Here is a 9,483-nt window from a genome sequence, read left to right as displayed (position 1 = left end):
CGGGAACGGCGGGCGGGAGGGGGAGCGGGGCGATTGCGGGCCTCGGTGACGACGCGGATCACGGTCACCACCGCCCAGGCCATGACCACCAGCGCGGTGCCGGCGGTCGCCAGGTGCACGGTCATCGCCGCCAGGGCCGCGGTGATGACCGGCCCGAGGATCACGGCCGCGGCCACCGCCCCGCCGCCGACACCGGCCCCGAGGGCGAAGCGGGCCAGGGTGCGGTCCGGGGGCGCCTGGTGGATGTGCTGGTGGACCACCGCCGGCCCGGTCCAGGCGGGCGGTGCGAGCGGCTGGTCGACCACCGGCGTGCCGTCGGGGAGGTAGCAGCCGCACCCGGCGTGGTGCCGGTGGGCGGGAAGGTTCGCGGTCATCGCTGCTCGCCTTCCTGCTCGGTGCCGGTGACCACTTCGCGGCGCAGGGCGGCGGCGTCCCGGCGGGAGAGACCGAGTTCGGTGCGCAGGGCCTCGATGGTCACCGGCCGGCCGGTGGCGGTGACCGCCCGGCGGTGCAGGGAACGGGCCCGTCGTCGCAGTTCGGCGGGGGTCAGGGCAACCACCTCGGTGACCACCCGGCGGGGGGCCTCGGCGGGCACCGCGCCGGTCATCTCCCGAGCCTCGACAGCCGGCGCCGGCGGCAGCGTGGCCGGCACCACCGGCGCCCGGTGGCCGACCGGCGCCGGATGGTCGACGGGCACCGGCGGAACGCGGTCGATGGTCACCTCGACGTCCGGGTGCACGACCACCGGGGCGTCCAGCGGCACGACCGGATCGGCGACCACCGGCGCCGGGCCGGTGTGGGCGAGCCAGCGGTGGACCTGGCGCATCATCACGGCGAAGGCCAGCAGTGCGGCCGACGGCGGTACGGCGGCCACCACGTAGTCCAGCGCCTCGGCGTTCGCGCCGACGCCCCAGACGTTCAGGACGATGGAGCCACCGGCCCCGGCCACCGTCAACGCGATGGCCCACCAGTCGACCCGCTTTTGGATCGCAGCGCGCAGCATCAACAGCTCGCCCGCGATGATCCCCAGGTCCAGCGTCGCGGGCCACGCCCACGCGCGGGCGCCGGACAGCCCGTGCGCCTCGGCGATCTCCGCCAGGTGCGCGTAGGACAGCCAGAACGCCGCCCCGGTCAGGGCCACGATCACCACCGCCGCACCGATCACGATCAGCCGGTCCGCAGTCGAGCGGGTCATGTCGCCACCTCCCCGCACCGCTCGCGCAGGTCGATGGCGGCGATCAGGTCCACCGCCGCGCGCGGATCGTCCGGCTCCGCCGAAGCGGCCGGGCACTCCTCCCACCGCCACGCGGCACCCGGCAGCGGCTCATAACCCAGGCCCGCCAGCACCTCGAGGCGCGCGGCCGGGTTCGGGATCGGCCCGCCCGCGGGCCACCGGTGCTCGGGCCAGTCGGCGACGCTGCCCAGCAGGGGAACGAACACCTTCCACGCCCCGCCGCTGTTGCTCATCAGCGCTTGCAACTTCACGCCGCCCACCCCCGCATCCGGCGGGCCAGGCGCGGGCCGACCAGCAGCCCGGCGCCGAAGGACAGGACGACCGGCTGGGCGGCGGCCATCACGGCGGCGGCCCCGAGGGCGGCCACCATGGCGGCCGCGGCGGTCGGGAAGGCCCACAGCGCTCCCAGCGCCAGGGCCCACCACATCAACGACTTCACGATTCCCCTCCGAGGGGACAGGGGGCCCCGCCCGCCGTGTGCAGGCGGGGCCCCGGGAACGGGATGGAGATCAGGTCAGGGGAGAAGGAGCGCCAGGAGCGCGACGGCGAAGCGGCCCGGGCCGGGGCCCTGCATCCACCGCCCGCAGGCCTTGCAGAAGCCCAGCACCTCGTCCTCGGTGCGGCAGTGGACGCACACCCAGGTGCCGCTCACCGGTCGGCCCCCGGCAGGGCGCGGTCGATGACCGTCAGGGCCGCGCGCATCGCCTGCGACAGCTCCCCGATACGGGCGTTCAGGTCCCGCGGGAACCTCGTCGGTCCGGGCTCGACGTCCAGGGCCTCGCCCAGCAGGGCGCGCACCAGCTCCAGGGCCTCGCGCTCGCTCACGCCGCACCCCCGGCGGCAAGCTCCTCGTCGGCCACCATGTCGGCCAGGCGGGCGAGCTGGTCGCAGTGCGCCCGGATGCGGTCGATCTCCCGGCGCAGGCCGGCAGCGTCCAGCGACACCCAGTCCCCGGCCTCGAAGCCGACGGAGACCCGGTTGCCCTCGGACTCCTCGGCCAGCAGGTAGGCACCCAGGTAGGCGCCCGAGTCGTCCGGGCGGGTCAGGGACAGGTCACGTGAGGTGTGGGTGTCGTGCTCGCCGACCTCGGTGCACCAGGAGAAGACGGAGCAGAGTCGACGCCGCTCCCGCCCCTCGCGGGCCAGGCGCCGGACCTGACCGGCGAAGGTGATCAGCCGGTCGGCGTAGACCTCGGCCTCGTCCGGCAGCAGGAACGCCATGTCGTCCTCGCCGTGCCACAGGTGGATCCGGGCGGTCGCCGCGTTGCTGCCGGAGTCGTCCACGCACAGCATCGCGGCGACCGGGGCGTTCGCGTTGCTCGCCAGCGCCCCGTCCGGCAGGGACATGGTGATGTGGTCCGACTCGTGGACGGACAGGTCGGAGTAGTGGGAGTGGTCGCACCACGAGAAGCAGGGGGTGTGCAGCAGCTCCTGCACCGTCTCGACCCGGTTGACGCCCCGGTCGGCGGAACCGCCCGACGTCGGAGCGGTGGGCTCGGTCGTGGAGAAGCGAGCGGGTACGGTGTTGCTCATCGGTTCGGACTCCTTGTCTGAGAAGGGTCCGGCCAACAGGCCCCGGGTCAGGCGCGGCTACGCCTTCCGGGGCCGTCCCCGTTGATGAGTCCTCCGGTACGGATTCCGTACACATGAGGCGGGGACGGGCCGGGAAACTGCGGGAAACAGCGGGAGCTGTTTTCGCTGGTCAACCGGCCTTTTCGAGCATCCGTGCTGGTCATGGGTGCGGCGGAGTAAAACAGAAGGTTGCAGGTTCGAATCCTGCCGAGCGCGCAGCAGACCGAAGCCCCGTTCCGATCATCCGGAACGGGGCTTCGTCGTATCCGCGAGCGGCGAATCGTGGCCGGGGAAACGCCCCGGCGCTCCGGTACCCCTCTCCCCCGGGTGACGGAAGGTGCCGGGCGATGCCGTTGCGGCCGTGTACGTGAGGACCTCCCGGGCCCTTCCCGGGCCCCGGGTGGGACCGGTCCCGCCCGGGAAGGCGGGACCCGGCCCTTCGGCCCGAGCCGTCGCGGAGGAGCCAGGAGTTCCGGGCAGATGTCTCCTCGCTCGAGGAACCGGCCCGATGGGGTCAGCGGTCGGTCGAGCCAACCGGAATCCCCGTCTCCCGCGCCAGACGGCGCAGGCGGTCCGATGCCACCGGGCTCATGGTGAGCAGGTCGGAGACAAGTCGCCGGACCACCGGTTTGTCCCGCACCATTTCCGGGGCCAGATCGAGCGCCGCTTCCAACGAGGTGACGGCCTCAACCACCCGACGACGCTGGGTCCGGGCCGTCGCCACGTCGATCTGGAAGCGGGCTCGGCGTTCCGCCGACAGACCGGACACGTCCAGGTGCTCGGCGACGCGCAGCGCCCTGCCCGCGTCCCCCAGACACACCGCGACGGCGACCTCGTGCAACTCCACGTTCAGGGTGCCGAACTCGGTGTGGTGCCCGTCGTTCTCACCATCGACGGTGACGGCCATCTCACGGGCCCGCCGCAGGTGCTCGTACGCCTCCTCCGCGCGGTTCGACCGCCCGGCCGCCACGGCGCGTTGCAGGGTGAGCGCCCCACAGAGGGCTACGGCTGCCGGGTCCCCGTGTTCCACGGCGAGCGCCAGCGCGTCCGCCGTGTCCCCGGCCACCCGGCCGGCCTCCTCGTGGCGCCGCGCGCCGTTGAAGACGATCGCCAACCGGAAGCCTCCCGCCGCCATCAACAGCGGGTCCCGGGCACGTTCGGCGGCGACCACGGAACGATCCACCGCGACCCAGGCCGCGTCCGGATCACCGGCGTGGGCCAGGGCGGCTCCGCACGCCTGGTAGGCCGAGGCCAACAGCCGGAACAGGTCCCTCTCATCACCATCCCCGCCGGTCCTGGCCGCTGCCTCCAATTCCGGGATCAGGCCGGTGAGGAGTTCGGCGAGATCGGTGTACTCACCTGCGTGGGTCAGCTGCCACGCCCGGTCCACCCCGTCCCGCAGCTTCGTCCGATCGACCGGGCCGGCTCCCGAGAGGACCGCCCGCAGGGCGTGGGCCTCGCCGAGCAGTACCCGCAACGCTCCTGCGGCCGAGGGGTCCCGGGTGATCGCCGAGGCCACGAGGGGAGCCTCGGCGGCCAGTTCGGCGACGGGGAGGTCCAGGGTGTCGGCGATCTTCTCCAACACCGTCATGCGGTCGATGCGGCGTACTCCGCGTTCCACCTGTGAGACCCACGCCTCGGAACGGCCGAGCAGGCCGGCGAACTCCTTCTGTGACAAGCCGCGTCGCTTGCGGTGCAGGGCCACCTTTCGGCCCAGCGCCTTCGCGTATTCACCGCTGTCGGGGCTCTCACCGCTCAACGTTCACACCCTTGGCCTCGATGAGGTCGAGTCGATCCACCTCGACGCCGGAGAGGTACTGCTCGCGTTCGGCGAGGAAGCGTCGCACGTGGTCGGCGGCTTCATGGGCCTCGAAGGCGGCCCGGTCGCGGTACAGCTCGTAGAGCATTCGCTCCAGGGGGCGCCCGTCAACGCGGTGCACGGCGTACATCACCGTTCCGGGTTCCTTCGTACGGATGTGCTCACCGGTCTCCGCGACCAATGAGTCGAAAGCCGCTGCCGCTTCGGTGTTTTTGCAGGTGAAGCGCACCATCAGGCCGAACATTCGAGTCCCCTCTCCGACTTCCGAGAGCCCTTCCGGCCCCCGCTTCCGACGCTACCCGGCACTCAACCCGCACGAAAAGTACGGCTTCGAGTGTCACGTATCCGTACCTTAATGACGGCACTGGTACTAAATCTACTGGTTGTGTCGGAGCGGTGATGTGGTCTCGGTCTGCCGTGTTCCGGCCCTTGGAGAGGGAGTGCTCATGACCATCCGGGAACGCCACTTCGGGGGACGTCCGGAAGACATCCCCCTGGCCCGTCGCTGGGCGCGCGAACTGTTGGCGGATCATCCGGCCGTCGATGACGTGGCGTTGATTGTCACGGAGTTGGCCGCCAACGCCATCCGGCACACCGACAGCGCCCGGCTCGGGTTCCGGCTGGTCATCAGGTTGTGCAACCGCTGCACCTCCTGCCTCGTGAACAGAGTGGGCCGCACGCGCAGGGGCTCTTTCGAGGACGGGGCGAAAGACGACGACGCGGCCGATCGCCAGGGGCCGAGGGCCTCCCTCCTCGGTGTCTGGCCCAGACGGGAGCAACCAGCCCATGCTTGGCCAGGATCCGATACACCCAGCCCTTTCAACCTCGGGCTGTCGAGTCGAGGTCAAGGGGCGGGCCGGGTTTGCCCGGGTCGGTGACGCGGGTGGCCGGGCACCGCGGACGGCGTAGCAGCTGCCAAGACTTCAAAGGGGGCCAGGGCCTGCCTACCGAGCGCTCTGCTCCCGATCGGGCCTCGGTAGTGGGCACGCCGAGCGGCAGAGAGGTTCTCCCATCGGCCACGATGGAGGTGCGCGCAGTGACCCCACTCGTCATCACTGGCGGCCCTGCAAGGCACATTCCCACAGGTCAGTGTGTCGGTGAGGGCATGGGAGCGAACGGCGCGGATGCCGTGGACGGCTCCGAGTGGCGCGAGCCAGGCCCACAGCGACTTTCCACTGGGGGACCTCACGGCCAAAGGCTGGGGAGGGCGACCGCACCGAGGATCGGCCGGATGTTGGCAACGCCTGCCAGCCGGGAGAAACATGCCGCCACCAGGTTCCCACCCCCACCCGCTGCGCCGCGAGCGGTTCCGCCAGGTGATGCAGAGGTGAAGTGGAAAGATCCACTCCCGCCGGGGTGAACAAGTACGAAGAAGCCTTTGGTCGAGCAAGTGATCTTGGTTGTGGAATCATTCCCCATGAACTTCCCTCTTTTCTCGCTCGACCCCCATCCTCATGCCTTACGGGCTCAGCCACCTTGAAGGCTCGCCAAGAGTGCGCCGTGGTGGCGGACGTAATTTACGTACGGATCAAGAGATCGGGGTTGGCTGCCTGGGGAATTTCTCTTGGTATACGGCAGGGTCCCTGCCGGATGGCCATCCGGCAGGGACCCATATCGTGTGATGTGTTGAGTTGGCTCAACCCTTCTTCGGAGCGAGTTTGGCGATGTACTGATGTGAGACGCCGAGCATCGAGCCCGCATCTCTGACCGTTGTCTTCTTGGTCAGGATTCGCGCGGCAACTGCCAAGGCTTCGGCAGCGGCCTTGTTGGCTAGCTCGGCTTCTTTTCTGGTTCCTTCAACTGTGATCAGGGCATTGGCCATGTCTGGATCGGCCGGTTGCATCACAAGCTCGAATGAGTCCTCGGGCACCTCCAAAAGCATGGCTACGACATCGGTGGCCATCTTTCGTGCTTCGCTCCACGTGCGTCCCTGGGTGACGCCGACCAGCCCTTCGGGTAGGTCTTCGACCTTAACCACCCAGTGCGCACCCTCTTGGGTCGCAATTGCATGGTAGGTTCGGGGTTCGGTCACCTCTCCTTTCTCCTTTCTTTTCTTTTTCTTGTGTTGTGCGCACGGCCGAAGTTGTGGGATTCTGATCGGTTGGGGGGTCGAATGGGGCTCGACCCCCCAAGCAATCACGCTCCTTTCGCCGCCTTGATCAAAGTCTTGGCGGTTCCTTCGGCGATCTCCCTGTGGCGCGGAATGGGAAGAGAAACATCCCGGAGGATGTAAATCTCATGTCTTGCCCCCTGCCGCGCGAGTACGAGATCGGCATCCTTGCTCGCGGCTATCTGCCGCAGTTCTTGTATCAAGGTGCTTTTGCGCACCAGTCATGTCTACCACAGGCGACGTGAGTTGTCTACTCAATGCGACAAGCGTGAGTGGGGTCACTCCGGGTACGCGGTAGCCCGCCATCGCTCGGACTCGCGAAGTGACTGCCGGTGCTTGGTGATTGCTGATGGCGCTGGGTGTGGCAACCCGCCGAGACTCCGTTCCGATACCCCTGAACAGGGCTCTGCCGCGCCCACGAAGGTGAGGTACAACGGTGACCGGTGCCGACTGGTGTGTGTATGGCCTTCGCGCGATGGTGGTTGGTGTCCTGGCGGCGCGTTCGGTGAGTCCTGGATTTCGCCGATGCCGGACTCGCGGCGTGTGGCCCGTGGTGATTCTTCGGGTGACCGGTTCGGCCAACCCGTTGGCGGTGCTCAGCGGCGACTCGTTCGGATGCGCGTTCGCGCTCCGGGGTTGGCGGTCAGGACGGGCCATCGACGCCGGACGAGGAGAGGACCCGGTCGACGAGGTCCTCGATGAAGTTCTCGGTCGCCGGGCGGGCCTGGAGGGCGACGCGGATGAACACCCCTCCGGTGAGGAGGGCCAGGGAGGGCTCGACGGCTTCCGCCGGCGGGTGGGTGCGGAGGGTCTCCTTCAGTGCACGGGTGCCCTCGTCGCACAACTGCTACCGCAGTTCGTCCACCGCCGGGTCGCTTCCGGCCCGTTCGATGACCCCTCCCGGGACCCGCGCCAGGTGCCCGCCGGACAGGTCCTCGGCGAAGTCGCTCAATCCGTTGATCAGGTCGGCCCCCAGGACTCCCATCGGCTCCGGGTGTTCCGCCGCGCCGCAGAGCCGCCCCACCGATGCCCGGATGAGGTCCAGTCGCGTCGGCCAGTGGGCGTAGACGGTCGCCTTGGAGTAGCCCGAACGCCGGGCGACCTCGGCGTGGCTCACCGCCGCCCACCCCTCGGTGAGGAGGAGCGCCGTGGTGGCGTCGACCACTGGAGCCACGCTCCTGACGGGAGCCGGCACGCGAGTCGGACCGTTCGGCTTCCGCCGCGCCCAGACCGGCGGCGAGAGCGCAGGGGACCGGGTGGACCGGGGCGTCGCGCAGGGTTCTCCGGGGCCGGGATGTGGCCGGGGAAGTCTTCCCGCCCGGTCGGGCGGGCCCCGGGCCGCGCCCGGTGGAAATCCCGTACTCCGGCGAGGTCGGCGCCCCGGGCGTGGCCGGGTGGCGGCGGAGGTCGTCCCCGTGCCGGCGTCGTTTCGGACCGCGTCGGTCACCGGGTGGAAGACGGCGATTCCGTGGCCCGATCATCGGGGCGCACCGCGAGGGAGTGCCTCGGGGCGGGACCCCGGTCCGTACCGGGCCCCCACCACTGCCGGGCTCCCGTCCGCCACCGAACCCGGCCGGGGTTACTCGGTGGGCAGAGCGTCTCGCATGGCCCGCGCGGTGGCGGTCGGGTCGTAGCCCTCGGGAACGCCCTCGACGAGGATGATGTCGCCCTCGATGTGCCGCGAGCGCAGCGGTGCGATCTCCCGGTACGCCGGTGAGTCCCACCAGGCCCGCGCCTCGGCGATGCCGGGGAAGCCGATCACCACGACGTGGCCCGGCCAGCTGCCCTCCTTCACCTCGTGCGGGGTCGCGTGCACGAGGAAACGCCCGCCGTACGGTTCGAAGGTGGCGCAGACGCGCTCGATGTACTCGATGACCTCCGGGTGCGGAGCGACCTCCTGCAGGTGGGCTATGGCATAGGCGGGCATGGTGTCCTTCCGGTCGGTTCGGGCTCCGTAAGCCGGGAGCATGACACGTCGTCACACGGCCGTCGACGCCTTGACGGGTGACGTGCCCGGTCCCCGCCGGGGATCACCGGAGCGCCAACCCAGTCGCCCCATCGCTTTCATCCCGCCCGGCGCGCGCCCTGTCGATCGCCCCCTCCACTTGCCTAAAGCTTATAGGTTGTGTCCTAATTATTGTAGGAGAGTGGAGGAGTCGACGATGGCACGGGCGGGACTGAACCGTGACCGCCTGATCCGGGCGGGCGCCGAACTGGCCGACGAGGTCGGGTTCGACCGGGTGACCGTGTCGGAGCTGGCCCGGCGGTTCGACGTGAAGGTCGCCAGCCTGTACTCGCACGTGCGGAACTCCGCGGACCTCACCACCGGCATCACGCTGCTCGCCCTGGAGGAGCTGGCCGACCGGGCCGCCGAGGCGCTGGTCGGGTTGGCCGGCCGGGACGCCCTGGCGGCCCTGGCGAACACGTACCGCGACTACGCCCTGCGGCACCCGGGCCGCTACGCCGCAGCCCGGGCCCGGCTCGATCCGGAGACGGCCGCCGGCAGCGCCGGTGTTCGGCACGCCCGGATGACGCGGGCGATCCTGCGCGGCTACGGCCTCGCGGAGCCGGCGGAGACCCACGCGGTGCGGATGGTGGGCGCCGTCATCCACGGCTACGCCGAGTTGGAGTCGGCCGGCGGCTTCGAACACACGCCGGTGGAATCCCGGGAGTCCTGGGAGTGGACCCTGGACGCGCTCGACGCCGCGTTGCGCACCCCCGCCGAAGCCGAGGTTGATCAGCTCCACCC

General features: G+C 70.3%; 16 protein-coding genes. 1 reads left to right on the top strand and 15 read right to left on the bottom strand.

The genetic code is table 11. The features are described 5' to 3' along the window. The 15 genes from FNQ90_RS05270 to FNQ90_RS05205 all read right to left on the bottom strand — a co-directional run. A partial coding sequence (locus tag FNQ90_RS05270; protein WP_182605189.1) for a DUF6251 family protein occupies positions 1 to 374 on the bottom strand: 374 nt, incomplete at its 3' end. Next, positions 371 to 1,195 (bottom strand): DUF2637 domain-containing protein, encoded by an 825-nt coding sequence (locus FNQ90_RS05265; RefSeq protein WP_182605188.1) that lies wholly within the window; start codon positions 1,193 to 1,195, stop codon positions 371 to 373. The genes FNQ90_RS05270 and FNQ90_RS05265, both read right to left, overlap by 4 nt. Continuing rightward, complete coding sequence (locus tag FNQ90_RS05260; protein WP_323379789.1) at positions 1,192 to 1,485, bottom strand: DUF6303 family protein; 294 nt, start codon at positions 1,483 to 1,485, stop codon at positions 1,192 to 1,194. The genes FNQ90_RS05265 and FNQ90_RS05260 overlap by 4 nt, the downstream gene beginning before the upstream one ends. Next, complete coding sequence (locus FNQ90_RS05255) at positions 1,482 to 1,673, bottom strand: hypothetical protein (RefSeq protein ID WP_323379788.1); 192 nt, start codon at positions 1,671 to 1,673, stop codon at positions 1,482 to 1,484. The genes FNQ90_RS05260 and FNQ90_RS05255 overlap by 4 nt, the downstream gene beginning before the upstream one ends. Positions 1,674 to 1,748: 75 nt before the next feature. Then, positions 1,749 to 1,886: a hypothetical protein gene (locus FNQ90_RS05250; RefSeq protein ID WP_182605187.1), complete on the bottom strand. Its 138-nt coding sequence runs from the start codon at positions 1,884 to 1,886 to the stop codon at positions 1,749 to 1,751. Further along, complete coding sequence (locus FNQ90_RS05245) at positions 1,883 to 2,059, bottom strand: hypothetical protein (protein ID WP_182605186.1); 177 nt, start codon at positions 2,057 to 2,059, stop codon at positions 1,883 to 1,885. The genes FNQ90_RS05250 and FNQ90_RS05245 overlap by 4 nt, the downstream gene beginning before the upstream one ends. Continuing rightward, entirely contained in the window at positions 2,056 to 2,766 is a 711-nt protein-coding gene (locus FNQ90_RS05240) for a DUF6907 domain-containing protein (protein ID WP_182605185.1), read from the bottom strand. Before FNQ90_RS05240 ends, FNQ90_RS05245 begins: the two co-directional genes overlap by 4 nt. Before the next feature lie 553 nt (positions 2,767 to 3,319). Further along, on the bottom strand, positions 3,320 to 4,564 hold the full coding sequence (locus FNQ90_RS05235; RefSeq protein ID WP_182605184.1) for a helix-turn-helix domain-containing protein: 1,245 nt from the start codon (positions 4,562 to 4,564) through the stop codon (positions 3,320 to 3,322). Continuing rightward, positions 4,554 to 4,868, bottom strand: a complete 315-nt coding sequence (locus FNQ90_RS05230; RefSeq protein ID WP_182605183.1) for a putative quinol monooxygenase — start codon at positions 4,866 to 4,868, stop codon at positions 4,554 to 4,556. Before FNQ90_RS05230 ends, FNQ90_RS05235 begins: the two co-directional genes overlap by 11 nt. Before the next feature lie 285 nt (positions 4,869 to 5,153). Then, positions 5,154 to 5,303 (bottom strand): hypothetical protein, encoded by a 150-nt coding sequence (locus FNQ90_RS05225; RefSeq protein ID WP_182605182.1) that lies wholly within the window; start codon positions 5,301 to 5,303, stop codon positions 5,154 to 5,156. A 957-nt stretch (positions 5,304 to 6,260) separates the two neighbouring features. Further along, complete coding sequence (locus FNQ90_RS05220) at positions 6,261 to 6,656, bottom strand: type II toxin-antitoxin system HicB family antitoxin (RefSeq protein ID WP_182605181.1); 396 nt, start codon at positions 6,654 to 6,656, stop codon at positions 6,261 to 6,263. Positions 6,657 to 6,760: 104 nt separating this feature from the next. Beyond that, positions 6,761 to 6,952: a hypothetical protein gene (locus FNQ90_RS05215; protein ID WP_228470872.1), complete on the bottom strand. Its 192-nt coding sequence runs from the start codon at positions 6,950 to 6,952 to the stop codon at positions 6,761 to 6,763. A 425-nt stretch (positions 6,953 to 7,377) separates the two neighbouring features. Next, positions 7,378 to 7,578 (bottom strand): hypothetical protein, encoded by a 201-nt coding sequence (locus tag FNQ90_RS27055; protein WP_228470871.1) that lies wholly within the window; start codon positions 7,576 to 7,578, stop codon positions 7,378 to 7,380. 3 nt (positions 7,579 to 7,581) lie between these two features. Continuing rightward, the gene (locus FNQ90_RS27050) at positions 7,582 to 7,899 is read right to left on the bottom strand and encodes a TetR/AcrR family transcriptional regulator (protein WP_323379787.1); all 318 of its coding nucleotides are present in this window, start codon (positions 7,897 to 7,899) and stop codon (positions 7,582 to 7,584) included. 414 nt (positions 7,900 to 8,313) lie between these two features. After that, positions 8,314 to 8,661: a DUF1330 domain-containing protein gene (locus FNQ90_RS05205; protein WP_182605180.1), complete on the bottom strand. Its 348-nt coding sequence runs from the start codon at positions 8,659 to 8,661 to the stop codon at positions 8,314 to 8,316. A 235-nt stretch (positions 8,662 to 8,896) separates the two neighbouring features. On the opposite strand from FNQ90_RS05205, the gene FNQ90_RS05200 reads away from it, so the two are divergent. Then, the coding region (locus tag FNQ90_RS05200; RefSeq protein ID WP_182605179.1) for a TetR/AcrR family transcriptional regulator at positions 8,897 to 9,483 on the top strand (587 nt) is incomplete at its 3' end.

The organism is Streptomyces alkaliphilus, from assembly GCF_014141535.1.
GTDB classification, from domain to species: domain Bacteria; phylum Actinomycetota; class Actinomycetes; order Streptomycetales; family Streptomycetaceae; genus Streptomyces; species Streptomyces alkaliphilus.
The sequence above is the reverse complement of the archived record's forward strand: the minus strand, read 5'-3'. Positions and strand labels throughout refer to the sequence as shown.

Coding starts and splice junctions, on each gene's coding strand:
- FNQ90_RS05265 (WP_182605188.1), bottom strand. CDS start 1,195: ATGACCCGCTCGACTGCGGACCGGCTGATCGTGATCGGTGCGGCGGTG.
- FNQ90_RS05240 (WP_182605185.1), bottom strand. CDS start 2,766: ATGAGCAACACCGTACCCGCTCGCTTCTCCACGACCGAGCCCACCGCT.
- FNQ90_RS05230 (WP_182605183.1), bottom strand. CDS start 4,868: ATGTTCGGCCTGATGGTGCGCTTCACCTGCAAAAACACCGAAGCGGCA.
- FNQ90_RS05205 (WP_182605180.1), bottom strand. CDS start 8,661: ATGCCCGCCTATGCCATAGCCCACCTGCAGGAGGTCGCTCCGCACCCG.